At 71.0% G+C, this 24,263-nt stretch carries 19 protein-coding genes; 7 read left to right on the plus strand and 12 right to left on the minus strand.

Translation table 11 applies throughout. The features are described from left to right. Positions 1–209: 209 nt before the first annotated feature. The 5 genes from ACWDRB_RS38260 to ACWDRB_RS38280 all read right to left on the minus strand — a co-directional run bounded on the left by ACWDRB_RS38260 (position 210) and on the right by ACWDRB_RS38280 (position 4,007). Positions 210–806: a MarR family transcriptional regulator gene (locus tag ACWDRB_RS38260; RefSeq protein WP_449902176.1), complete on the minus strand. Its 597-nt coding sequence runs from the start codon at positions 804–806 to the stop codon at positions 210–212. Positions 807–1,074: 268 nt separating this feature from the next. Next, positions 1,075–1,956: a phosphotransferase family protein gene (locus tag ACWDRB_RS38265; protein WP_449902179.1), complete on the minus strand. Its 882-nt coding sequence runs from the start codon at positions 1,954–1,956 to the stop codon at positions 1,075–1,077. Between the two features lies 1 nt (position 1,957). Next, positions 1,958–2,890, minus strand: a complete 933-nt coding sequence (locus ACWDRB_RS38270; protein WP_449902182.1) for a phosphotransferase family protein — start codon at positions 2,888–2,890, stop codon at positions 1,958–1,960. A 26-nt stretch (positions 2,891–2,916) separates the two neighbouring features. After that, positions 2,917–3,564 carry an HAD family hydrolase gene (locus ACWDRB_RS38275; RefSeq protein ID WP_449902184.1) on the minus strand — a complete coding sequence of 216 codons (648 nt, stop codon included), beginning with the start codon at positions 3,562–3,564 and terminating at the stop codon, positions 2,917–2,919. Further along, positions 3,561–4,007, minus strand: a complete 447-nt coding sequence (locus ACWDRB_RS38280) for a MarR family winged helix-turn-helix transcriptional regulator (protein ID WP_449902187.1) — start codon at positions 4,005–4,007, stop codon at positions 3,561–3,563. The genes ACWDRB_RS38275 and ACWDRB_RS38280 overlap by 4 nt, the downstream gene beginning before the upstream one ends. 80 nt (positions 4,008–4,087) lie before the next feature. Between ACWDRB_RS38280 and ACWDRB_RS38285 the strand changes: the two genes are divergently transcribed. Beyond that, positions 4,088–4,516: an SgcJ/EcaC family oxidoreductase gene (locus ACWDRB_RS38285; RefSeq protein ID WP_363966322.1), complete on the plus strand. Its 429-nt coding sequence runs from the start codon at positions 4,088–4,090 to the stop codon at positions 4,514–4,516. On the opposite strand, the gene ACWDRB_RS38290 is transcribed toward ACWDRB_RS38285, so the two are convergent. Then, positions 4,482–5,030, minus strand: coding sequence for an AAA family ATPase (locus ACWDRB_RS38290; protein ID WP_449902191.1), 549 nt, complete (start codon positions 5,028–5,030; stop codon positions 4,482–4,484). The genes ACWDRB_RS38285 and ACWDRB_RS38290 overlap by 35 nt on opposite strands. Positions 5,031–5,095: 65 nt before the next feature. Further along, on the minus strand, positions 5,096–6,631 hold the full coding sequence (locus ACWDRB_RS38295) for a long-chain-fatty-acid--CoA ligase (protein WP_449902194.1): 1,536 nt from the start codon (positions 6,629–6,631) through the stop codon (positions 5,096–5,098). 141 nt (positions 6,632–6,772) lie between these two features. Here ACWDRB_RS38295 and ACWDRB_RS38300 point away from each other — a divergent pair, with 141 nt between their 5' ends. Both ACWDRB_RS38300 and ACWDRB_RS38305 read left to right on the plus strand, forming a co-directional pair. Next, positions 6,773–8,317: a GMC family oxidoreductase gene (locus ACWDRB_RS38300; protein ID WP_449902196.1), complete on the plus strand. Its 1,545-nt coding sequence runs from the start codon at positions 6,773–6,775 to the stop codon at positions 8,315–8,317. 44 nt (positions 8,318–8,361) lie between these two features. After that, entirely contained in the window at positions 8,362–9,615 is a 1,254-nt protein-coding gene (locus ACWDRB_RS38305) for a cytochrome P450 (RefSeq protein WP_449902198.1), read from the plus strand. On the opposite strand, the gene ACWDRB_RS38310 is transcribed toward ACWDRB_RS38305, so the two are convergent. Then, positions 9,603–10,895: an MFS transporter gene (locus ACWDRB_RS38310; RefSeq protein ID WP_449902200.1), complete on the minus strand. Its 1,293-nt coding sequence runs from the start codon at positions 10,893–10,895 to the stop codon at positions 9,603–9,605. The two genes, ACWDRB_RS38305 and ACWDRB_RS38310, sit on opposite strands and share 13 nt — an antisense overlap. A gap of 75 nt (positions 10,896–10,970) precedes the next feature. On the opposite strand from ACWDRB_RS38310, the gene ACWDRB_RS38315 reads away from it, so the two are divergent. Next, entirely contained in the window at positions 10,971–11,852 is an 882-nt protein-coding gene (locus ACWDRB_RS38315; RefSeq protein WP_449902203.1) for an alpha/beta fold hydrolase, read from the plus strand. On the opposite strand, the gene ACWDRB_RS38320 is transcribed toward ACWDRB_RS38315, so the two are convergent. Further along, a complete protein-coding gene (locus ACWDRB_RS38320; RefSeq protein WP_449902205.1) occupies positions 11,842–12,894 on the minus strand; it encodes a methyltransferase domain-containing protein in 1,053 nt (350 codons plus the stop codon). The two genes, ACWDRB_RS38315 and ACWDRB_RS38320, sit on opposite strands and share 11 nt — an antisense overlap. A gap of 217 nt (positions 12,895–13,111) precedes the next feature. Between ACWDRB_RS38320 and ACWDRB_RS38325 the strand changes: the two genes are divergently transcribed. Continuing rightward, positions 13,112–14,353, plus strand: a complete 1,242-nt coding sequence (locus tag ACWDRB_RS38325) for a cytochrome P450 (protein ID WP_350739250.1) — start codon at positions 13,112–13,114, stop codon at positions 14,351–14,353. Here the strand turns inward: ACWDRB_RS38325 and ACWDRB_RS38330 are convergent, their stop codons facing one another. Further along, positions 14,354–16,261 carry a hypothetical protein gene (locus tag ACWDRB_RS38330; RefSeq protein WP_449902208.1) on the minus strand — a complete coding sequence of 636 codons (1,908 nt, stop codon included), beginning with the start codon at positions 16,259–16,261 and terminating at the stop codon, positions 14,354–14,356. It abuts the gene before it with no gap. Between the two features lie 562 nt (positions 16,262–16,823). On the opposite strand from ACWDRB_RS38330, the gene leuS reads away from it, so the two are divergent. Beyond that, positions 16,824–19,274: a leucine--tRNA ligase gene (gene leuS / locus ACWDRB_RS38335; protein WP_449902211.1), complete on the plus strand. Its 2,451-nt coding sequence runs from the start codon at positions 16,824–16,826 to the stop codon at positions 19,272–19,274. 1 nt (position 19,275) lies between these two features. On the opposite strand, the gene ACWDRB_RS38340 is transcribed toward leuS, so the two are convergent. After that, positions 19,276–20,244, minus strand: a complete 969-nt coding sequence (locus tag ACWDRB_RS38340; protein WP_449902213.1) for a TIGR03557 family F420-dependent LLM class oxidoreductase — start codon at positions 20,242–20,244, stop codon at positions 19,276–19,278. A gap of 29 nt (positions 20,245–20,273) precedes the next feature. After that, complete coding sequence (locus ACWDRB_RS38345) at positions 20,274–20,696, minus strand: hypothetical protein (protein WP_364258693.1); 423 nt, start codon at positions 20,694–20,696, stop codon at positions 20,274–20,276. A 165-nt stretch (positions 20,697–20,861) separates the two neighbouring features. Between ACWDRB_RS38345 and ACWDRB_RS38350 the strand changes: the two genes are divergently transcribed. Beyond that, on the plus strand, positions 20,862–23,963 hold the full coding sequence (locus tag ACWDRB_RS38350) for a S41 family peptidase (protein ID WP_449902215.1): 3,102 nt from the start codon (positions 20,862–20,864) through the stop codon (positions 23,961–23,963). The last annotated feature ends 300 nt before the right edge of the window (positions 23,964–24,263 follow it).

Here is a 24,263-nt window from a genome sequence, read left to right on the forward strand (position 1 = left end):
CGGTGGAGGCTCAGCCTCGCGGACGGCCGCACGGCATCAAGACGGCCACGCTGCTGATCCGTGGCGATCAGGGTCTCGTCCGCCCGTCAGAAGGGTTGCATTTCGTCGAGCACCGAACGGCCGCAGGCTCTTGCCCAGTGGCGCCCCGATCGAATCCTGCTCCAACGCCGGACGGGCCGTCGCCACGTGCCTCCCGGCCTGGTCGAGCCTCATTGATCCGCACCCTTGTCGATCGTGAGGCGTACGAGCGGCCGGGCCTTGACCGTCTCCAGAAAAGGATCCCCCTCCGGGGAGTCCCAGTCCTCGCGACTCAGCCGGCGAATGTTCACCTCGCGGCCGAGCTGCCGCTCCGCGGCTCTGGCGGCGTCGTAAAGCTCGTCCTCGTCCGCGGTGCCGACGACGAGGACGTCCACGTCGTTCGGCACCCTGCCCGGCTCGCCGGAGCAGCGTGCGGCCCAGGAGCCGTAAATGCAGGCCTCCTCGATGCCGGCGATGCCGGAAAGCTGCTCGCCGAGCACGGCCACCGGGCCGTAGGTCAAGGCGAGCAACTCGGTCAGCGGGCGGGCCACGACCACGTTCGTGTCGGCGCTGACCATCCGCATGTTGCCTGCTCTCCGAGTGCCCACCAAGCCTGCCGCGGCCAGGCGATCGATCTCCCGGGTCACGGTCGAGGGTGAGACCTTGAACCTCGTGGCCAGCTCGACCTGGGAATACTCCTCGCCCGGATGCAGGAACAGCCAGGCCGGCAGCTCGCCATGGAAGGGGGATCGCAACAACGGGAGCAGGACGGGTGGCGGTTGTTTCATAAACTGCAAGGTGCAGTTTATGCAAGTCAGCGGCGGCGCACCGTCCCCTGATGGGGGGCGGTGCGCGTCTACTGTGACGGCTGCCGGTCCTTGGCGTGTTTTCCGCGACTGGTGTGGATTTCGTCCTCGGTGGAGTCCTCTTGGGGCTCTGGTAGCTCGTCCTTGGGACTATGGGGCTTGGCGTGCCTGCCCACGTGATCTCCTTTGGCGAACGTCATTGCTAAGGGTGACCATATGGCTACAGTATGCATTGAAGCAAGAGTAAGATTCACGAATCCAGGAGGGCGAGCACGCGTTCGGCCTGACGGTCGAGGGTGCCGGGGGGATTGCGGGGGGTGGCGGGGCCGTCGGGGCCGAGCATGAGGAGCCAGCCGAGCGCGAGCAGCCGCCGGAATTCGTGTACGCGGACCGCCTCCGCCGGTGCCAGGTCGAGGTGGGCCAGGAGGAGGTCGCTGTCCAGGTCGCCGTCGACGTGGGAGATGTGCTCGGCGACCTCGGCGAGTTCGAAGGCACGGTCGGCGAGGCCGGAGTCCTCCCAGTCGATGATGTGGACGCGGGCGGTGTCAGGGTCCCAGAGGTAGTTGGCGAGGTTGCCGTCGGCCATGCCGAGCACGGGCGGGAACGGGTTGACCGGCAGCCGGTCGAGGGACGGGTCGGACAGCCAGGCCGTCCCGAGGGTGAAGGCCCGACGGGCGCCGGGGGAGTCGCCCAGGTCGGGGTGGGCGGCGGCGAGGGCGCGCACGTGCGCGACGGCCGCGGCCGGGTGCCAGGCGGCAGGCTTGAGCACGGGTTCGAGCGGGTGCCGGGGGGTGGGGTCGGGGGAGTGCCGGGAGGTGGAGTCGAGGGGGTCTGCTTCGGAGATGGCGTGGTGGAGGTGGGTGAGGGCGGTGGCGAGGGCGCGGACCTGCTCGGGGCCGGTGGGGAGGCCGCGGAGCGGGGTGCCGGGCAGGCGGCTCATGACCACCGTGGGCGGCGATCCGTCGAGGTCGGCGCGCACGGGAGCGGGCGCGAGACCGGGGGCGTGCTCGGCGAGCACGTTGAGGGCGGCCCACTCGCGGCGGTGTTCGCCACGCTCCCACGAGCGGTATCGCTTGATCACGATGTCGTCGCGGATCTCGATGTCGTGCGTGGTGGATCGCCCGGCCGTCACCCTAGGAGGCCAGCGTCTTGAGGGTGCCCGTCAGGGCGTCCCAGCTCTCTTCGGCGTCCGGCGTGCGCCCGTGCGGCGAGCGGAACCACTCCACGAACTCGGCCACGTCGTCCAGGGCCCACCGCAACCGGTAGAGCTCCAGCGCCGCCGGGTCGGGCGTGCGGCCGGTGGCGTCGGCGTAGCGGGCCAGGTCGTCGGCGTCCCTGGCGACCAGCCACAGGTCGCGTTCGGGCACCGCCAGCCCCACCGTGTCCCAGTCGACCAGCAGCCACCGCTCGCCGGACCGCAGCAGGTTGCCCGGGTGCGGCTCGCCGTGCGTCACGACGGGCTCGCCGGCGCCGGCCGCCGTCCGGTCGAACTCAGCGAGCCTGCGGCGCAGCACCCCGGCGTGGTCGGCGATCACCTCCCTGGCGGGCTCCGCGTACGGGCCGCCCGGCCAGGGCCGGCGCGTGTCCTGGAGCGCCTGCTCCAGGACGGCCCGGCCCGAGAGCTCCAGGGGGCGCGGGGGAGTGGACAGGGGCGGTGGCGTGGCGTGGAGGGCGGCGAGCAGGTCGATGATCGCGGCGCGGTCTCCGGCCGGCTGCTCCTCGCCGAACTCGCCGGCGAGACCGTTCGCGTAGGGAAAGACGCTCATCGCCCACCGGTGGCGGTCGAGCCGCAGGAGCGTCGCGCCGTCGGCGGTGCGCAGCGGCGCCACCACGAAGTCGAGCCCCGCCTCGGCCCGCAGCGCGGCGGCCGTGTCCATGGCCAGCCCGAGCCCGTCGAAGCCGCGCCGCCGCACGTCCGCGACCGTGATGAACCAGCGCCCGTCCGCGACCCAGTGGTAGTCGCCGAAGCCGACCGGCGCGTAGTCCAGCGTGCGCGCCCCGATGCCCCACGCGCCGAGCGCGGGCAGCAGCAACCCCTCGTCGAAAGCATCCGGCCTGTCCCGCATCCGGCCACGCTATCGATCCGGGCGGTTCAATTCAGCTCGATTAGCAGCTCGATGGCGGAGAGCGCGTCGGTCACCGTGTGATCGGCCATGACCCCGCCGGTGACTCCCCGGTCGATCCAGATCGTCCGCAGCCCCGCCCGGCGGCCGCCCTCGACGTCCTTCTCGGGGTCGTCGCCGATGACCCAGCCGCCCGATTCCAGCGACGCGCCGCATCTCCGGGCGGCGATCTCGAACAGCCGTATGTCGGGCTTCCGCACGCCTTCCGCCCCGGAGATCGCCCAGCCGTCCACGCGGGTCGCGAGCCCCGTACGCTCGATCTTGCCGGTCTGGTTGTCGGCCATCCCGTTCGTCGCGATGCCCACCGCCCATCCGGCCGCCCGAAGCCGGTCGAGCCCGTCGAGCACCTCGCCGGGGCAGCGGACCAGGTGCGGCAGCCGGGCCCGGTACGCCGCCCACAGCTCGTCGGCCGGCTCGGCCAGCCCGAACCGCTCGCGTACCAGCCCGAAGAACGCGTCCATGGGCAGGGACCCGTCCGCGTCGGTCGCCACCATCCACGCCGCCGCCCTCTCGCCGAGCCCTCGCCCGGCGGCGAACTCGGCGGCCCACAGCTCGAAGGCGGCCAGCCGGTCGATCAGCGTGTTGTCCAGGTCGAAGAGGGCCAGGCGTCGGGTCATGCGTCCCGCGCCGCGATGAGCTCGTCGGTGGCAGACCGGTACGCCGTCGCGGCCCGCTCGAAGTAGTCGAACAACGTGGCCCGCTCCGCCTCCGGATAGCCCTGCAGCAGCTCGGCCAGCCGGGCCCTGGTCCCCGCCAGCACCTCCTCGAGCCGTTCCGGCCGGCCAACCGACTCGACCATCACCTTGCGCCGGTCCGCTGGGTCCGGCGCGCGGCGTGCGTACCCGCCCTGCTCCAGCCGGTCGATGAGCCGCGTCGTGGCGCCGGTGGTCAGCCCTGTCTGGGCGGCCAGCTCGCCGGAGGTGAGCGGGCCGGTGAGGTCGAGCAGGTTGAGCGCGTAGTAGTCGGTGGCGTTGAGCCCGGCGGCCTCGGCGGCGGCCAGGCTGTTGAGCACCATCGCGCTCAGGTAGCGCCGGAAGACGGCGCTCGGGTCGGTTGACAAGCCCAACTCCTCTTCCTTAAGTTGATATCTGCATGAGAGCAGAGATTTAACTAGCGCAAATAATATCAGAGGGAGCGGAAATGATCACCAGCGAGATCCAGAACCTGTTCACCGAGCTGGAGGGCGCCTGGGACCGCGGCGACGGCATCGCGTACGGGGCGTGCTTCACGGAGGACGCCAGCTACACGACCTTCGTCGGCACCGTCTATCACGGCCGCGACGACCTGGCCGCCGGTCACCAGGCCCTCTTCGACACGGTGCTCAAGGGCACGAAGATGTTCAACGAGATCACGGAGGTGCGCTTCTACGGTCCCGGCGCCGCCGTGGTCACCGGCAGAGGAGACGTGGCCAAGAAGCGACCCGCCAAGCTGGCCAAGGTGCAGACGTACACGCTGGTCCGCGAGGCCGACGGCAGGTGGCGCATCGCGTCCTTCCACAACACCCGGCGCCGGCCGCTGATGGAGGCGGTGTCGTTCACGTACGTGCCGGCCAGTCGGCCTCGCGGATGAGGAACGCGGCCCGCTCCTCGACCGGCGCCCGCGGCAGCGTGACCACCGAGTAGCCGTAGTCGGCGTAGGCCCGCACGACCGCGTCGTACGTCCGGTCGGCCTCCCCGAGGCTCTGCCTCCGCTCGCTGTCGTGCTCGTAGATCTCCGGCCACGGCGGCGCGGCGAACACGCGCCGGTGATAGCGGTACGTCCGCGCCGCGTTGTGCAGGTGCCGCGGCACCCTACGTCCCAGCATGCGCAGATATCCGATCGTGTCGACCAGCCCCCGATCGAAGACCACGGGCCCCGTCCCCGAGGCGGCGTGGTAGGACCGCAGGTCCCACGCCAGCATCAGCTCGGCGAACAGCTCCGGGTCCAGCCACGGCAGCGCCGGCCCCGAGATCGCCACCTGGTCCCGGATGATCGCCCGCCCGGCCTCCGGCTGCACCCGGAACCCCAGCGAGGCGAGGTGCTCGACCAGGGTGCTCTTCCCGGCGCCCGGCCCTCCGGTGATGACGACGTACCCGTCCGCCACGAGACCTCCACAAAAGAGAAAGGCGCGGGCAGAGTGCCCGCGCCTGAGGGAAAGGAGTCGACCGGTTACCGCAGCTCGCGCTTGAGGATCTTGCCCGTGGCCGTCATCGGCAGGGAGTCGCGGAACTCGACCATCCGGGGGTACTTGTAGGCCGCCATGTTGTCCTTGGCCCAGGCGATCAGCTCGTCCTCGGTGATCGCAGAGCCCGGCGCGGGGATGACGTACGCCTTGATCTCCTCGCCGTGGGACTCGTGCGCGACCCCCACCACGGCGGCCAGCGACACGGCCTCGTGGGTCATCAGGACCTCTTCGAGCTCCCGCGGATAGACGTTGAAGCCGCCACGGATGATCATGTCCTTGGCCCGGTCGATGATGGAATAGTAGCCGTCCGCGTCACGGGTGGCGATGTCACCGGTGCGGAACCAGCCGTCGTTCATCACCTCGGCCGTCGCCTCCGGGCGGCCGTAGTAGCCCTTCATGATGTTGTGGCCGCGGATGGCGATCTCGCCGGGGCCCTCGCCCTCGACGGTCTTCCAGTCGCCGTCGACCAGCTTCATCTCCACGCCCCAGATCGGGGTGCCGATGGTGCCGGGCTTGGTGGGACGGCCGAGCTGGTTGAAGCTGGCCACCGGCGACGTCTCCGACAGGCCGTACCCTTCCAGAATGCCGATGCCGAAGGTGCGCTCGAAGTCCTTGAGCACCTCCACGGGCGAGGACGCGCCGCCCGCGACGGCGACGCGCAGGGAGCCGGGCACCTCCACGCCGTCCGCGTGGATCTTGGTGAGCATGCCCCAGTACATCGTCGGCACCCCGGCGAAGAACGTGACGCCCTCCTTGGCCATGAGCGCCAGCGCGTCGCCCGGATCGAAGCGCGGCAGCAGCACGACGGTGGCGCCGCGCAGGAAGCCGGTGTTCATGACCACGGTCTGGCCGAAGGAGTGGAACAGCGGCAGGACCGCCAGGTACGTGTCGCCCTCGTCGGAGCGGGGGAACATCTTGTCGCTGACCATGGCGTTCAGCAGCATGTTCTGGTGGCTGAGCTCGGCGCCCTTGGGCTGGCCCGTGGTGCCCGAGGTGTAGAGGATCACCGCGGTGTCGTCCGGCGACGTCTGCACGGTCTCGAACTCGCCCGCCATGCCGCCCAGCGCCGCCCAGACCGACTCGCCGTACTCGGACTCGGTCGCGAGCGGGGTCGCGGGCAGCACGAAGAAGTGCTCGCAGCCCTCCGCGGCCTCGAAGCCCGCCTTGCCGCGCTCGCCCAGCGGCAGCTCGGGGGTGCCCTCGAAGCAGAAGAAGGCCTTGGCGTCGCTGTCGCCGAGATGGTAGGTGATCTCCCGCGACTGCAGCAGCACGTTGAGCGGCACCACCGTGGCGCCGGCCTTCAGGATGCCGAAGTAGACGAACGGGAAATACGGCAGGTTGGGGCACGCCAGCGCCACCTTGTCCCCCTTGCCGACACCGCGGGCGACCAGGAGGTTCGCGACCTGGTTGGCTATGGTGTCGATCATGGAGTACGGCAGCCGCATGTCGCCGAAGACGATGGCGGTGCCGTCAGGGGTGTTCCTGGCGCTGTCCTCCAGGACGGTCGACAGGTTGAGCATGACGCCTTCCTCCTCAAAGCCGGGGCTTGGGCGCCATCCTCGCAGCAGGCCATACCGACCGGTAGGTAACGGAGGTCACAACTGCGTATGGACGTGCCGCCCGGCCTGGAGTAAGCAAGTAACAAGTTACTTGGAGGAGCCATGGAGTACGACTACGTGATCGTCGGGGCGGGATCCGCCGGGTGTGTGCTGGCCAACAGGCTCTCGGCCGATCCCGGCGTGACGGTCGCGCTGGTCGAGGCGGGTGGCCAGGACGACAAGCTGGAGATCCGCATGCCCGCGGGCTTCGCCAAGCTGTTCAAGACCGACTACGACTGGAACTACACCACGGCCAAACAGGGAGAGATGTCGGGCCGCGAGCTCTACTGGCCCCGCGGCCGCGTGATCGGCGGCTCGTCCTCGCTCAACGCCCAGATGTGGGTACGCGGCTGCGAACGCGACTACGACCAGTGGGGCGTCCCCGGCTGGTCGTACGGCGAGGTCCTGCCGTACTTCACCAGGGCCGAGCACCGCGTCGGCAGCAACGAGGGCGGCGTCTACGGCACCTCCGGGCCCCTCTACATCTCCGAGCTGCGCAGCCCCAACGTCACCACCGCCGCCTTCCTCAAGGCGTGCGAGGAGCTCGGGCTCACCCGGCTCAAGGAGCTGAACGGCCCCTCCAACGAGGGCTACAGCCCCACTCCCGTCACCCAGAACCGGGGCCGCCGGTGGAGCTCGGCCGACGCCTACCTGCGCCCGGCCAAGGGCCGGCCCAACCTTCACGTGATCACCGGGGCCACCGTGGACCGGGTGGTGTTCGAGGGCAGGCGCGCGATCGGCATCGAGCACAGCGGCGGGGCCCAGGTCAGGGCCAAGGGTGAGGTCATCCTGTCCGCGGGCGCGATCGGGTCCCCGTACCTGCTGATGCGCTCCGGGGTGGGCGCCCCCGACGAGCTGCGCGACGCCGGGGTCACGGTCGTGCACGAGCTGCCCGAGGTCGGCAAGAACCTCCAGGACCACCTTTCGAGCGGTGTGTACGTCGAGTGCAAGCAGCCGGTGACGCTGACCAAGGCCGAGTCGATCAGCAACCTGCTGCGTTACATCGTGCTGCGCTCCGGCATGCTCACCACGAACGTGGGCGAGGCGGTCGCGTTCATCAGGACCTCGGCCGAGGAGCCCGCCCCCGACATCGAGCTGATCTTCGCGCCCGGGCCGTTCGTCGACCACGGCCTCACCCCGCCGACCGGCCACGGGCTCACCGTCGGCGTCGTGCTGCTGCAGCCGGAGAGCCGTGGCAGGGTCGGGCTCAACGGCCGGGACGTGGTCATCGACCCCGGCTACCTGAGCGCGGAGGCCGATGTCAAACGCCTGGTCGCGGGGCTGAAGACGGCCAAGCAGGTCTTCGCCACGGCCGCGATGAAGCCGTGGGCGGGCGGGCCGATGGCGCCGTACTGGGCGCCGGAGAGCGACGAGGAGCTCGCGCGGTGGGTGCGCGAGCGCGGCGAGACGCTCTACCACCCGGTCGGCACCTGTCGCATGGGGACGGACGACGCCTCCGTGGTCGACCCCTTCCTGCGCGTACGCGGGGTCGAAGGGCTCAGGGTCGTCGACGTGTCGGTGATGCCGACGTTGAACCGCGGCCACACCCATGCCCCGGCTATCATGATCGGCGAAAAGGCAGCCGATCTGATCGGGAAGCACCGGTAAGTGCCCCTTGACGTAAGTGGGCACTTGCAGAAGGCTTGTGTGATATGACACTGTCCGCTGACCTGGACCTGTCGCAGATCCCGTTCTGGGGCCTGCCGCAGTCCGAGCGCAATGAGGCCTTTCGCAGGCTGAGACAGATGGACCGCCCGGTCTTCATGCGGGAGCAGATCCTGCCGTTCATCGGCGGCGGCCCCGGCTTCTACGCCCTGGTGCGCCACGCCGACGTGACCGAGGCCAGCAGGAACGCGGCCGTGTTCAGCAGCGAGCCCTGCTCCAACAGCATCCCCGACATGCCCCGCTGGCTGAGCGTGTACTTCGGCTCCATGATCAACATGGACGACCCGAAGCACGCGCAGTTACGGCGGATCGTCTCCAGGGCGTTCACGCCGCGCATCCTGGCGAAGATGGAGGAGGACCTCGCCAGGGCCGCCGCCGAGATCGTGGACGACGCGATCGAGCAGGGGCCGGGCGACTTCGTCGCGCAGGTGGCCGCCAAGCTCCCCGTACGGGTCATCTGCGACATGATGGGGATCCCGGCCGAGTTCCATGACATGGTGCTGCAGCAGACCAACGTCATCCTGGGCAACGCCGACCCCGAGTACACCGGCGTCGGCACCGAGCTCACCCGCCGCAACGTCGCCAAGGGCCTGGGCAAGCTGCTGCGCGCCGGCTACTCCCTCAACCGGCTGGCCGCCCGCCTCGGTGACGAGCGGCGCAAGCGTCCCACGGGCGACCTGGTCAGCCTGCTGGTCAACGGCGAGGAGCGGCTCAGCCCGCAGCAGCTCGGGTCGTTCTTCATCCTGCTCGTGGTGGCGGGCAGCGAGACCACCCGCAACGCCATCGCGCACGGCCTCAGGCTCTTCACCGAGCACCCCCACCAGCGCGCGATCCTGCTGAACAACTTCGACGGCCACATCGTCACCGCGTGCGACGAGATCATCCGCTACGCCACGCCGGTGATCCAGTTCCGCCGCACGCTGACGCGGGACCACGAGATGAACGGCATGCGGTACAGGAAGGGCGACAAGGTGCTGCTCTTCTACAACTCCGCCAACCGCGACGAGGCCGTCTTCGCCGACCCCGACACCTTCGACATCACCCGCGACCCCAACCCGCACGTCGGCTTCGGCGGGCCCGGGCCGCACTACTGCCTGGGCGCGCACCTGGCGCGCAGGGAGATGACCGTGATGTTCCGCGAGCTGTTCACCCGCGTGCCGCACATCAAGGCCGTGGGCGAGCCCGACCACCTGCTGTCCAACTTCATCAACGGCATCAAGCACATGAGCTACACCTTCTGACCTGCGCGCCGGAGCAGCGCCACCGGCAGCAGCGCTCCGGCCAGCGCCAGCCCGGCCGCCACCAGCAACATCGAGGTGACCCCCGCCCGGTACGGCGCCGCCAGCCCGGCCACGCCCACGGCCGTGCCGACCTGCTTGACCGTGTTCACGACGCCGGTGGCCATGCCCACCCGGTCCATCGGCGCGGTCAGGCCGACCTGGTTGGCGACGACGTTCCCGGCGCCCAGGCCCAGGCCGCCGAGGAACAGCCCGAACATGATCGGCGTCCACGGGTCGGCCGCGGGGACGCTCATGACCAGCAGCGCGACCGCGATCAGCGCCGGGCCGGCGGCGATGAGCACGCCCATCGGCCACCGGTGCAGCACCCGGCCGATCGCGACGGGCCCGATGACGGCCGCCGCGCTGAAGGCCAGGAAACGCGTGCCCGCCTCGACGGGGCTGGTGTGCAGCTCGCCCTGCACGTACAGGGTGAGGTACGTGAACGCGCCCAGCAGCGCCGCCAGCATGAGCAGCGTCGTTCCCGAGCCGACCGCGAACACCCCGTTCCTGAAGAGCCCGAAGTCGATCATCGGCTCGGCCGAGCGCCGCTCCACGACCACGAACGCCGCCAGCAGGACCAGCCCCGCCACCAGCAGCCACGGGAGGTCGTGGATGAGCGCCGGGATGATCGCGAACAGCGCCGCCGCGACCAGCACGATCCCCGCCGGGTCGAGATGGCCCCTGCCGCGCGACTCCGCCACCCGCTGCCGCAGCGCCACCAGCACGAACGCGCCGATCGGCAGGTTGATCAGGAAGATCGCCCGCCAGCCGAACACCCCCGTCAGCGCCCCGCCCACGACCGGGCCCAGCGTCATGGCCAGGCCGGAGACCGCGCTGAAGATCCCGAGCGCCTTGCCCCGCTCCGGCCCCTCGGGGTAGACGGAGGCGATCAACGGTGTCGTGGTCCCGTACAGCGCCGACGCGCCCAGGCCCTGCACGCCCCTGGCCAGGTCGAGCAGGGGCGCCGTCGGGGCCAGGGCGCAGGCCAGCGAGGCCAGGGTGAAGACCGAGACCCCGATCGTCAGCAGCCGGCGCCTGCCGTAGCGGTCGGCCAGGACCCCGGCGGGTAACAGGACCGCGGCCAGCGTGAGCGCGTACGCGTCCACCACCCACTGCACCTCGGGCAGGCTCGCCCCCAGGCCGGAGCGGATGTCGGGGAGCGCGATCGTCACGGCGGTCAGGTCCACCACGACGAGCACGATGGTCAATGACGCGAGCGCGAGCACCCATCCCCGCCGCATGAGTTCTCCTCTGTGAGGTAGCCCCCTTCGAGTAGTGGTACTCCTGAGGCGGGCCGAATGCTAGGTTTCGCAGTCATGGAGATCAGGACTATCCACGCCAACGGGGTGGAGTTCGCGTATCTGTCGTTGGGTGAGGGGCCGCTGGCGCTGTGCCTGCACGGCTTCCCCGACTCCGCGCACACCTGGCGGCACCTGATGCCCGCGCTGGCCCAGCGCGGCTACCGCGCGGTCGCGCCGTTCATGCGGGGATACGCGCCCACCGAGGTGCCCGCCGACGGCGCGTACGAGGACGCCGCGCTGGTCGCCGACGTCCGCGCGCTGCACGAGGAGCTCGGGGGCGACGAGGACGCGGTCGTCATCGGGCACGACTGGGGCGCCTTCCCCGTGTACCACCTGGCAGGACGTTTCCGGCGCGCCGTCACGCTCGCGGTGCCGCCGCCCGGCTCGCTCGGCGCCGGATTCCTGGAGTACGAGCAGCTCAAGCGGTCGTTCTACGTCTTCCTCTTCCAGACGGCCGTGGGCGAGGCGGCCGCCGCGAGCCCCGGCTTCCTCGAGGGCCTCTGGCGCGACTGGTCGCCCGGCTACGACGCGCGCGAGGACCTGGAGTTCGTGCGGCGCAGCATCGGCCAGCCCGCCAACCTGAGCGCGGCCCTCGGCTACTACCGGGCCATGCTCGGCACCACGCCTCCGTCCGGCCGCTACCCGGCCCTGGAGGGCGGGATCACCGCCCCCGTCCTGTTCCTGCACGGCGCCCAGGACGGATGCCTGAGCGCCGAGCTGGCCAAGAACGCGATGAGCCACCTGCCCCCGGGGTCGCGGGCCGAGCTGGTGGCGGGAGCCGGGCACTTCCTCCACCTGGAGCGCCCGGCCGAGGTCAACCGGCTGATCCTGGACTGGCTCGGCTCGCCGTCCGCGGCCGAGATGACCCAGGTCCGCCCGCGGGGGTTCACCTCCTGACGCGGCCCGCCTCTTTCCTGAGGACCGCGATCTCCGGATGCTGCCCCGAGAGGCTGACCCGGACCGCCTCCTCCAGCGCGAACCCGCGCGGGATCCCGTCGTGCACCAGCGCCACGGCGAGCCCGTCGTCGGCCAGCACCCGATGGACCTCCCGCCAGAGCGGGCCGAGGTCCCGCGCGAGCAGCCCGCGGGGCGGCACCTGACGCCCCCAGGGCGGGTTCACCAGCACCCGGTCCACGCTCCCGTCGGCCAGCGGGATCCGCCCGCCGTCCGCCACCCCCCACCCGAACGCCGCCCCGCCCCCGAGCCCGGCGCTTGCTGCGCCCCCGGCCCGTGCGTTGGCGGTCGCGGCGCGGAGTGCGGCCGGGTCGTGGTCGAAGCCCAGGAGACGCGCCCTGGGGGCCAGCGCGTGGGCCTCGATGAGCGTCGTGCCCGCGCCGCAGCACGGGTCGAGCACCGTCCCCGCGCCCCCGAGGCGGGCCAGCGCCGCCATGGCGGCGGCCACCGGCGGGTGCAGCGTGCCCCGGATCGAGTCCGTCTTGTACGCCCGCCGGTGCAGCGGCCGGTCCGCCAGCCGCAGCGCGATGAGCGCCCGGTCGCCCTCGATCGTGACCCGCCACGACATCGCGTCCCGCGGCGGCCGCGCGCCGTCCCTCCTGGAGTGGTACGGCAGCCGCAGCGGCCGCGCCAGCTCGGCCCCGACCGCGTCCTCGATCTCGAACCGGGTGTAGTTGCGCCGCCCGACGAACGACGCCGACACCTCCACCCCGCTACCCGTCAGCCCTCCCACGCTCACGGAGCGGGCCGCGAGGGCCAGCCTGCGCAGCGCGGAGCGGCCGTGGCCGATCCCGTCCACCACGGCGGCGGCCAGCAGCACGTCGTCCGCGGTCCGCAGGCCCGTCAGGTCGGCCCCAGGCGCGGCCTCGAACCACACCTCGCGATGGCGCACCCCGTGCACCACGCCCAGCCGGGAACGTCGAATCTCCGTGGCCACCAGGGGCTCGATGCCATGCACCGCCCTGGCCACGGCAAAGGTATGCACGTGTCCTTCTCCCACGTCGCGACCCGGGACGGCGCTCGCTCAGCCGTCCCGCATCGCCGGCGGTGGGGTCGTCCGCGACCCGCCGGCGGATCGCTACCGGAGGTGGAAGAAGAACGTCATGCGCGCCACCCTAGAGCCCGCCCGCCACCGGGAGCCACTGGTTTTCCGGGCCATGAGCACATTGACGTAAGTGGTTGCTTTCACAAAAGATGGCCTTATGAGCGTCCTTGACTTCGATCTGTCTGATCGCGACTTCTGGGCCAGGCCCATGAGCGAGCGCGAGGAGGCGTTCGAGCGGCTGCGCGCGCTGCGGACCCCCGCCTTCTTCCAGGAGATGGAGATCGACTTCGCGCCCAGGGGCCCCGGCTACCACGCCCTCGTCAAGCACGCCGACATCCTCGAGGCCAGCCGCAACCCCGAGGTCTTCTGCTCGGGCGACGGCGGCGCGACGAACATCCCCGACATGCCCGCCGAGTTCGCCGAGTACTTCGGCTCGATGATCAACATGGACGACCCGCGCCACGCGAGACTGCGCAGGATCGTCTCGCGCGCGTTCACGCCCAAGATGATCAAGCAGTTCGAGGCGGACGTGGAGGCGGCGGCCGCCGGCATCGTGGACGACCTGCTGGCGAAGGGGCCGGGCTGCGACTTCGTCACCGAGGTCGCCGCGCGCCTCCCCCTGAAGATCATCTGCGACATGATGGGCATCCCCGAGCGGGACTACCGGTTCGTCTTCGAGCACTCGAACGTCATCCTCGGCGGCTTCGACCCCGAATACGGCGGCGCCGACCTCACCCAGCTCGCCGAGCGCCTGCTCACCGCCGGCATGGAGCTCCAGCAGCTCGTGCAGGACCTCGCCGCCCACCGCGCCGAGAACCCCACGGACGACCTGACGTCGTCCCTGGTCAACGCCAACATCGACGGCGAGCGGCTGACGATGCAGGAGCTGGGGTCGTTCTTCATCCTGCTGGTGGTGGCGGGCAACGAGACCACCAGGAACGCCATCTCGTACGGGCTGCGCCTGCTCACCAACAACCCCGACCAGCGCGCGCTCTGGCTGGAGGACATCGACGGGCACGCGCCCGGCGCGGTGGAGGAGATCGTCCGGCTGGCCTCCCCGGTGAACTTCATGCGCCGCAAGGTCACCAGGGACCACGAGATGAACGGGCACCTCTACCGCAAGGGCGAGAAGGCGGTCCTGTTCTACTGGTCGGCGAACAGGGACGAGAGCGTGTTCGCCGACCCGCACCGCTTCGACATCACCCGGCAGCCCAACCCGCACGTCGGCTTCGGTGGGCCCGGGCCCCACTTCTGCCTGGGCGCGCACCTGGCCCGGCGGGAGATCACGGTGATGTTCCGCGAGCTGCTGCGCCGCGTGCCGCGCATCGAGGGCGGCCGTCCCGACCGGCTGCACTCCATGTTCATCAACGGGATCAAGCACATGGAGTGCGACTTCTGATCAGCCCTGGGCGCCGATCCTCAGCTGGTTCATGACCGTGCGGATGTCGGGCAGGAGCTGCTTGCTGTCCGCCGGGATCGACATGTAGACGATGGCCGGGAGGTTGCCGCCGGTGTTGACGGCCATCGTCACGATCGTGGCCTTCTCGGTCTCCGACGTCAGCGAGTACGCGATCAGCCGTCCCGTGTTGTCGCCCACCTTGATCGGCTGCTGGGCGATCTTGCGGACCTTGTTGCCGGTGGGGAAGAAGCGCTTGCGCGCGTCCAGCACCACCTGCTTGATGACCGGCTCCAGGTTGTCCTTCTCGTAGTACGAGGCCAGCTTCTGCGGCAGCGGGCCCGACATGAGCTGGGCGCTCGTGTCCTGCGTGATCGGGACGAACTGGCGGGTGTCGTAGTTGTACGTGGCCTTGACGGTGGTACGCGTGTCCAGCCGCCACGTGCCGCCCAGGCGCGGGAGGGAGATCCCGGCGGCGGCGTCGGGCACCCTGCCGAGGACCGGGGCGGCCTTGCCCGGGTACTTCGGCAGCGCGCCGATCGTGGTCGAGGTCCTCGTGGAGCTCGGCTTCTGCGGGGTCGTGGGCTTCTCGGCCACGGTGTTGGAGGCCGCCGGGTCGTCACCGGCCAGCGGGCCGGCGAGGAACGCCCACAGCAGCGCCGCGACCAGCGCGATCGCCACGGAGCCGCCGAGCGCGTAGATCCAGATGGGCCTGCCCTGACTCTCCTCCTCCAGGGAGTCCTCGTCGCCCATGGCCTGGTAGTCGTCGCCGAAGACGGTGTTCCAGAGCTCCTGCTGGCGCTCCGGCGGCGGTGTGCGGGAGCCGCTGATCTGGCCTGCGGTCACGAACGGGCGGTCGGGGTCCGAGGGGTCGCGGTTCAGGTTCGAGCCGGGGCGCGGGGCGCCGGTGTCCTCGGCGGGGGGTGTGGCGCTGATGTTCGATGAGTCCATGGTGGGGGAGGGGGTGGCGCGGTCGTTGAGCAGGTTCTCCGTGTGCTGGGCGTACGTCATCGTCCGCTCTTCGGAAGGGTGTGCATGCCGGGGCGGCGCGTGCGCGCCCTGCGGAAGGTCGTCGACCTGGTACATGGCCGTCGCCTGCTCCGGGGAGCCGGCGTTGTCCCGCTCGGCGGGGGGCCAGGGGGCGGGGGAGGAGAGGTTCGACCAGGAGCCGGCGGCCGGGGGCGGCTGTTCCCACGCCGGGATCGGGTCCGGCGGCTGCTCCCACGCGGGGATCGGGTCCGGCACCGGGCGCTCCCCGCCTCGCGGGGGGAACTCCGAGCCGCCCCGCGCCGGAGCCTCGGACCAGGAGGCCGGACCGGCGCTGCCCTGCTGAGGCCCGTCCGGCCATGAGGACGGCCCGCCGGGGAGCGAGGACGGCCCGCCCGGGAGCGGCGACGGTCCGCCGGGGAGCGGAAGGTCGGGCCGGGAGGACCGCCCGCCCTGCGGTGCGGCATCCGGCCACGAGGACGGGCCGTTCTGCGGCGGGGAGTCGGACCAGGAGGAGGGGCCGTTCTGCGGAGGAGAGTCGGGCCAGGCGGTCGGCGCGCTCTGCGGGGACGCCTCCGGCCAGGAGGACGGTCCGGCGCTCTGCGGCGACGAGTCGGGCCAGGAGGATGGGCCCGCCGCGCTCGTGGGCGGCACGTCCGGCCAGGAGGAAGGGCCGGAGGCGCCCTGCGGGGAGGGCTCGGGCCAGGAGGGGCCGGTGGCGTCGCGGGCCGGCGGGGCCGGCCAGGAGGGTCCGGTGGCGCCCTGGGGCGGCAGGTCCGGCCACGACTGCGGGCCCCCGGCCTCGGAACGGGCGGGCTCGGGGCGGGACCTGCGGGGTGGCTCCGGCCAGGAGTCGTCCGTGCGCGGCGGCTCGGGCCACGCCGGGTCCTGCTGAGCGGACCTCGGGGCCTCGGGCCAGGACATGGGGACCTCCGTTGCGGGGGAGCCGGGCGCGTCGCGGCGCGGTGCGTCTGGCCAGGACGGTGGCAGGTGTGGTCCGGAATTCTCCGTTGCCATTGCTGCCGGCCCTCCCGAGTATCTGTCCGGATAGCCCGTTATATCCGGATTTGACGTACCAGGCATGATCTCATGGGATTTTCCAGGAGATACAGGTGGTTCCGCAGCGAAACGAGCGAAGCCGTGCGGATCCGTCGGCGGGTCCTGCATGGGCAGGCCTGCCTCCGGTCGCTCGGGCTCAGCTGGGTACACCACGGTGACAAGGGTATTCATAGGGGACGAATGAGGTCACAACGGATACATCACCATCAGGTCTCGCTGGACCTGAAGGGTCCATTGTGCCTGCGGACCTCGATCGAGTATCTGCATTCAGCCGAAGACGTGCGCTAGGCTTGACACATGCGTTCCGCGACCCTGCTTCTTAGCGGGCCGCGACGGCCCTGAAGATTCTCGCCGTCGCGGCTACCCCTCGTTGTGTGCACGGGGGGTTTTCTTATGGGGTCCGAATCAAGCCAGAAGGACAGTAGCCGTGAGTGAGTACGATCCGCAGGCGCTGCAGGCCAAGTGGCAGCAGCGGTGGGAGGAGCAGGAACCCTACCGGGCGAGCGAAGACCCGGCTGACCCGCGCGAGCGCCGCTACATGCTCGACATGTTCCCCTACCCGTCCGGCGACCTGCACATGGGGCACGCCGAGGCCTTCGGGCTGGGCGACGTGGTCGCTCGTTACTGGTACCAGCAGGGTTACAACGTCATGCACCCGATCGGGTGGGACTCCTTCGGCCTGCCGGCGGAGAACGCCGCGATCAAGCGGAACGCCCACCCGGCCGAGTGGACCTACGCCAACATCGAGACGCAGGTCACCTCGTTCAAGCGCTACGCGCTGTCCTTCGACTGGTCGCGCCGTCTGCACACCAGCGACCCCGACTACTACCGCTGGAACCAGTGGCTGTTCAACCGGTTCTTCGAGCGCGGCCTGGCCTACCGCAAGGGCGGCCTGGTCAACTGGTGCCCCAACGACCAGACCGTGCTGGCCAACGAGCAGGTCGTGGCCGGCAAGTGCGAGCGCTGCGGCGCCGACGTCGTCCGCCGCGAGCTGACGCAGTGGTACTTCAAGATCACTGACTACGCGCAGCGCCTGCTGGACGACATGGACCAGCTGCAGGAGGGCTGGTCCGAGCGGCTGCTGACCATGCAGCGCAACTGGATCGGCCGCTCCGAGGGCGCCGACGTGCTGTTCGAGATCGAGGGCCGCGAGGAGCCGGTCCACGTCTACACCACGCGGCCCGACACGCTGTTCGGCGCCACCTTCTTCGTGGTCGCCGTGGACGCCAAGCTGGCCGACGAGATCGTCACCGACGAGCACCGCGCCGAGTTCGAGGCCTACCGCGCCGAGGTCGCCAAGCTGAGCGACATCGAGCGGCTGTCCACCGACAAGGAGAAGACCGGCGTCTTCCTGGGCCGCTACGCGGTCAACCCGGTCAACGGCGAGCGCATCCCGGTCTGGGCGGCCGACTACGTGCTGTCCGACTACGGCCACGGCGCCATCATGGCCGTGCCCGCCCACGACCAGCGCGACCTGGACTTCGCGGTGAGGTTCGAGCTGCCGGTGAAGGTCGTCGTGCACACCGGCCTGGCGGACCCGGGCGAGACCGGCGAGGCCACGCCGGGCGAGGGCACGCTGGTCAACTCCGGGCCGCTCGACGGCCTGACCAAGGTCGAGGCCATCTCCAAGATCATCGAGATCCTGGAGCGCGAGGGCAGGGGCACGGGCGCGGTCAACTACCGGCTGCGCGACTGGCTGCTGTCCCGCCAGCGGTTCTGGGGCACCCCGATCCCGATCATCCACTGCGGCGACTGCGGCGAGGTGCCCGTCCCCGACGAGCAGCTGCCGGTCACGCTGCCCGACATGCGCGGCGAGGCACTGGCCCCCAAGGGCGTCTCCCCGCTGGCCAGCGCCACCGAGTGGGTCAACGTCGAGTGCCCCAAGTGCGGCGGTGCGGCCAAGCGCGACACCGACACGATGGACACGTTCGTCGACTCGTCGTGGTACTACCTGCGTTACTGCTCGCCCGGCTACACCGAGGGCCCGTTCGACGTCGAGCGGGTGCGCAAGTGGGGCCCGATCGACCAGTACGTCGGCGGCATCGAGCACGCGGTGCTGCACCTGCTCTACTCGCGGTTCTTCACCAAGGTCCTGCACGACATGGGCATGGTCGACTTCACCGAGCCGTTCCGGCGCATGCTGAACCAGGGCCAGGTGATCAACGGCGGCAAGGCCATGTCCAAGTCCCTGGGCAACGGCGTCGATCTGGGGCAGCAGATCGACGACTTCGGCGTCGACGCCGTGCGCCTGACCATGGTCTTCGCCGGGCCGCCCGAGGACGACATCGACTGGGCCGACCTCTCGCCGGCGGCGTCGCTGAAGTTCCTGGCCCGCGCGCTGCGCGTCATGTCCGAGGTGGACAGCGCGCCCGGCGTGGCGTTCGAGGGCGGCGACGTGGAGCTGCGCAAGGTCACCCACCGCACGATCGACGAGGTCACCAAGCTGGTCGAGTCCTACCGCTTCAACGTCGCGGTGGCGCGCATGATGGAGCTGACCTCGGCCACGCGCAAGGCCATCGACGTCGGCCCCGGCGCCGGTGACCCGGCGGTGCGCGAGGCCGCGGAGACGCTGGCGATCATGCTGTCGCTGGTGGCCCCGTACACCTCCGAGGAGGGCTGGGAGCGGCTGGGCCGCACCGGCGCCGTCGCCTTCGCCGGGTGGCCGGTGGCCGAGCCCGCGCTGCTGGTGCAGGAGTCGGTCACCTGCGTGGTGCAGGTGGCGGGCAAGGTGCGCGACCGGCTGGAGGTCTCGCCGGACATCACCGAGGACGAGCTGCGCCAGCTGGCGCTGGCCTCGGAGAAGGTCGCCCCGTACCTGACGAACTCGCCCCGCAAGGTGATCGTCCGGGCGCCCAAGCTGGTCAACATCGTCCCGTAACTCATAGCTCGCGCAGGGCCGGCAGCAGCTCCTTCTCCGCCCAGTCGAAGAAGGGCTGCTGCTGGTCGTGCCCGATCTGGACGAGCGCGACATGGGTGTACCCGGCGTCGGCGAACTGCCTGGCGCCCTGCACGACCGCGTCCACGTCGTTCCCGCACGGCACGCTCTGGGCCACGTCCTCGGGGCGTACGGTGCCGGTCGCGGCGGCGAAGTTCACCGGACCGGGCAGCTCGGCCATGACCTTCCAACCGCCGGCGGCCGCCCAGCGCCACAGGCGGTGTGCCCGATCCCTGGCGGCCTCGGGATCGGTGTCGTACGCGATGGGCAGCTGCCCGTACACGGGCCTGCCGTGCCCGCCCGCGGCGTTGAACTGCCTGACCACGTCCGGCAGCGGTTCGTTGACCACCAGCACGTCGCCGTACTCGGCGGCGATCTCCGCGGACTGGCCGCCCGAGGCGGCGATGGCGAGCGGGACCGGCCGCTCCGGCAGGTCGTAGAGCTTGGCCGAGTCGACGTCGTAGAACTCGCCCTGGTACGTGACGTAGTCGCCGCCGAACAGCAGCTTGATGATCCGGATCGCCTCGGCGAACATCCGGTGCCGGGTGTCCACGGGTGGCCAGCCCTCGCCGATGACGTGCTCGTTCAGGTTCTCGCCCGCCCCGAGGCCCAGCGTGAACCTGCCCTCGCTCAGCACACCCATGGTCGCCGCCTTCTGGGCCACCACGGCCGGGTGGTAGCGCATGATGGGGCAGGTCACGTACGTCATGAGCGGCAGGCGCCGGGTGACCTGGGCCGCCGCGCCGAGCACGGACCAGCAGTACGGCGAGTGCCCCATCTCCTCGATCCACGGGAAGTAGTGATCGGAGATGACCGCGTAGTCGAAGCCGATCCGCTCGGCCACCGCGGCGTGATCGACCAGCTCCCGCGCGGGGGTCTGCTCGGACATCAAGGTGTAGCCGATTTGTACCATATGGTGCCGCGTACCCGGGTTTGTCGGACTTAGTCGGTGGACTGGAGTTCCTCCAGTACCAGCCCTATGCCGATGCCGAGCAGCCAGATGTCCTTGACCAGCCCGATGCCCTGCTCGGACGGGCGCAGGCTGCCCTCCTGCCGCATCCCCGGCGTCCTGAGATACAGGCCGACCAGCCCCGCCGCGAACCCGGTCAGAGCGGCCCCCGCCACCAGCGACGGCACGATCGGCACGAGCAGCGCGGTCCCGATCGCGATCTCGCTTCTGGAGAGCAGCCTGGTGAAGGCCACCGGGTCCATGTCACGCAGGAACGGGTACGTGTTCGCGGCCATGCCGTGCAGGCCCGCCGCGGTCTGCTCGTCGGCGTGGACCTTGCTGAGCCCGGAGTTGAGGATGACGGCCGCGGCCGCCAGGCGGGACGGGAGCTGGTGTGGACGGGCGCAAAACTTCATAGTCCACCCTCTTCCCGGCATTTCAGGCACATCCCCTACTTGACAGTTCGCGGGACGTGGTGGGCCCGTTCGAGGGAGAATTCTTGGGCTGACCTTGGCATCTGGCATTAATCTGCACATGTGACAAATGGCGCATACCTCAGATACCCGCATATCCACGGTGACATGGTCACCTTCGTCGCAGACGACGATGTCTGGCTGGCTCCCCTGTCCGGAGGCAGGGCCTGGCGGTTCACCGCCGACCGCGTCCCGGTGTCGCACCCGAGATTCTCGCCCGACGGCACGCGCATCGCGTGGACGGGCGGCAAGGAGGGCGCGCCGGAGGTGTTCGCGGCCGGGATCGACGGCCCCGAGGGCGAGCGGCTGACCTACTGGGGTAGCGCCACGACCGGCGTACGCGGCTGGACGGGCGAGGGCGACGTGCTGGCGGTCACCGCGGCCGGGCAGAGCGAGCGGGGCCGGACCTGGGCGTACGCGGTGCCACTCGACGGCGGCCCCGCCACGCGCCTGCCGTACGGGTGGGTCAGCGACGTGGCCGTCAGCGGCGCGCGGGTGGCCACCGTGTCGCCGATGTGGCGCGAGCCGTCGCAATGGAAGCGGTACCGGGGCGGCACGGCCGGCAAGATCTGGGTCGACGCGGAGGGCGACGGGGAGTTCGCCCGACTGTTCGCCGACAGCACCGCGCAGTACTGGGCGGTCAACTGGGTGGGGGACCGGCTCGTCTTCCTGTCCGACGTCGACGGCGTCGGCAACGTCTACTCCGCCCTGCCCGACGGGTCCGACCTGCGCAGGCACAGCGATCACCAGGAGTTCTACGCCCGCCACGCCGCCGGCGACGGGGAGCGGGTCATCTACGGCCACGCCGGGGACCTTTGGCTGCTGGAGAGCCTGGACGCGGAGCCGTACCGGCTGGACGTGACGCTGGGCGGGCCGCGGCCGGGGCGGGCCAAGCGCCCCGCGCCGCTGCGGGTCGGCGCGTTCTCGCCGGACGCGAGCGGGCGGGCCAGCGCCGTGGAGATCCGCGGCACCGCCCACTGGGTGACCCACCGCGACGGGCCCGCGGGCGTGCTGCGGGCGCAGCCGGGTGTCCGCGTACGGCTGCCGCAGGTGCTCGACGCGGACGGCCGGGCCGTCTGGGTGTCGGACGCCAGCGGCGAGGACGGGCTGGAGATCGGCACGCCGGGCGGCGAGGTCAGGACGCTGGCCACCGGGGAGCTCGGGCGGGTGCTCGAACTGACGGTCTCGCCCGACGGCAAGCACGTGGCGGTCGCCGCGCATGACGGTCGGCTGCTGGTCGTCGACGTCGAGTCCGGAAATATCCGGCAGCTCGACCGGACCACGCAGGGAGACGTCAGCGGGCTCACGTTCTCGCCCGACTCGGGGTGGCTGGCCTGGGTGCACCCGCACCACGAGCCGCTGTCGCAGATCAAGATGGGGCGGGTCGACGGGACGTCGGTGATCGACGTGACGTCGGTGCGGTTCTCCGACTTCGACCCGATGTTCACCAAGGACGGGAAGCACCTGGCGTTCCTGTCGGTGCGGACCTTCGACCCGGTGTACGACGCGCACGTCTTCGACATGTCCTTCCATGGTGGGTGCAAGCCGTACATCGTGCCCCTGCAGGCCACCACGCCGTCGCCGTTCGACCCCTCCTTGCAGGGACGCGGGTTCAACGGCGAGGACGACAAGCCCGCCAAGGACGACAAGAAGGACGACGCCGCACCGCGTACCGAGGTCGATCCCGAGGGGCTCCCCTCGCGCGTGGTGCCGGTGCCGGTGCCTGCGGGCCGCTACGGCAACCTGCGTACCGCCAAGGACGCCCTGCTCTGGCTGCGCCACCCCCTCGCGGGGCAGCTCGGCGACGGCACCGAGCCGGTCACCGAGATCGTGCTCGAACGCTACGACCTCAAGAAGCGCGCCAAGTCCGAGCTGGGCAAGGAGGTGCGTGCGTTCGAGGTCAGCGGCGACGGCGGCAGGCTCGTCACCAACGGCAAGAACGGCCTGCAGACCCGCGCCGCCACCGAGGGCGACGAGGTCGTCTCCATCGACCTCGACCGGATCGCCGTGGAGATCGACCCGATCGCCGAGTGGCGGCAGGGCTTCCGCGAGGCCGGCCGCCTCATGCGCGACCACTTCTGGCGCGAGGACATGAACGGCGTCGACTGGCAGGGCGTGCTCGACCGCTACGAGCCCCTGGTTGGACGCATCGGCGCTCACTCCGAGCTGATCGACCTGCTCTGGGAGACGCAGGGCGAGCTGGGCACCTCCCACGCGTATGCGAGCGCCAACGGCGCCGGCGTCGACCCGCGCCGCCGCCAGGGGCTCCTGGGCGCGGACCTCGCCAGGGACGACGACGGCGTGTGGCGGGTCGTACGCATCCTGCCCGGCGAGTCCTCCGACCACGACGCACGCTCCCCGCTGCTCGCGCCCGGGGTGGCCGTCCGTTCCGGCGACGCGATCGTCGCGGTGGGCGGGCGTCCCGTGGATCCGGTACGCGGTCCGCTGGCCCTCCTGGCGGGCACCGCCGACCAGCCCACTGAGCTGACCGTACGGCCGGCCGCCGGTGGGGACACCCGCCGGGTCGTGGTCAGCCCGATCGCGGAGGACACCCGGCTGCGCTACCACGACTGGGTGGAGAGCCGCCGTGCCCGCGTCCGGGAGGCCTCCGCCGGCAGGCTCGGATACCTGCACGTGCCCGACATGGTGGCGACGGGGTGGGCGCAGTTCCACCGCGACCTGCGTACCGAGATGGCCTTCGACGGGCTGGTCGTGGACGTGCGCGAGAACGGCGGCGGGCACCTGTCGGAGCTCGTGCTGGAGAAGCTGTCCCGCAAGGTCACGGGGTGGGCGCGGGCACGCGGCTACGAGCCGATGCGCTACCCGGAGGACTCGCCCCGGGGGCCGATCGTGACGATCACCGACGAGTTCGCGGGCTCGGACGGGGACATCGTCAGCGCCGGGATCAAGATCCGCGGCATCGGCCCGCTGGTGGGGACGCGGACCTGGGGCGGGGTGATCGGCATCGACTCCCGGTACTCGCTCGTCGACGGGACGCGGGTCACGCAGCCGCGGTACTCGTTCTGGCTCGAAGGGCACGGCTGGGGCGTGGAGAACTACGGGGTGGAGCCGGACATCGAGGTGGTGATCACGCCGCAGGACCGGGTGGCGGGGCGGGATCCGCAGCTCGAGAAGGCGATCGAGCTGGCGCTGGCCGCCCTCGAAGAACACCCATCCGCCACGCCGCCGGACCTCCCGCCGCTGCAGTAACCTCGCTGCGGTAACCCCCCACTCACCGCCTCACCCACCGCCCCGACCGGCACCCGGCCTCGCCGTCGGGGCCTCTGCCCACTCACCCCCCATTCGCCACCTGGCCGCCAGCCTCGCCGTCGGGTCCACCCCCCTGCGCCTCATGTCCACACCGACGTGCCGCGCCCCGAGCGTTCCCGCCGCTCCGCCACCTCCGGTACCGGGCCACACCCCTGCCGACCTCCGCACTAACGCCGCCAACGCCGCGCCGCCAACGCCGCGCCGCCAACGCCGCGCCGCCAACGCCGCGCCGCCAACGCT

The organism is Nonomuraea sp. NPDC003707, from assembly GCF_053587055.1.